This window comes from Gluconobacter sp. P1D12_c (assembly GCF_018812105.1).
GTDB classification, from domain to species: domain Bacteria; phylum Pseudomonadota; class Alphaproteobacteria; order Acetobacterales; family Acetobacteraceae; genus Gluconobacter; species Gluconobacter oxydans_A.
Map to the genome: position 1 here is coordinate 1 of NZ_JACSIQ010000512.1, position 434 is coordinate 434.

Below are 434 nucleotides of genomic sequence, written 5' to 3' on the forward strand. Positions count from 1 at the left end.
CGATTTTCTCCGAGCGCGAAAAGGTAGCCGGTATGCGAGGGCCGGGTCTTGTCCGCTACTACATGAACCGCCACGTTGCTGAAGTAGGTAGTCGTGCTACACAAGAAGAACTTTCTACAATACCAAAGCCGGGATTTAATCTTGAAGTTATAGAAGGAGGAAAATTATGAAAACTAACGAACGATTCCATATTGCATGCCAAAATACATTTATAATTTCTCATTCAAACGACTTAGAAACTATGAAAATTTGGAAAAATCTTAAGGAATTACATGATGAAAATTTAGATGAATTTTTTGAATTTTCTATAGTGCGAGATAATGAAGTGCTTCTAGAGACACTTCGCCTTCCGAGTGATCCTTCACTCTACGAATGGTTTGTCGGTCAGCCAAATGTGCCATTACCGACAAAAAAAGAAGCTTTCTGAATATATC

General features: G+C 38.7%; 1 protein-coding gene. It reads left to right on the forward strand.

Features of this window, described 5'->3' with window-relative positions:
• The first annotated feature begins 166 nt into the window (after positions 1 to 166).
• A complete protein-coding gene (locus tag KP705_RS17930) occupies positions 167 to 427 on the forward strand; it encodes a hypothetical protein (protein WP_215764835.1) in 261 nt (86 codons plus the stop codon).
• The last annotated feature ends 7 nt before the right edge of the window (positions 428 to 434 follow it).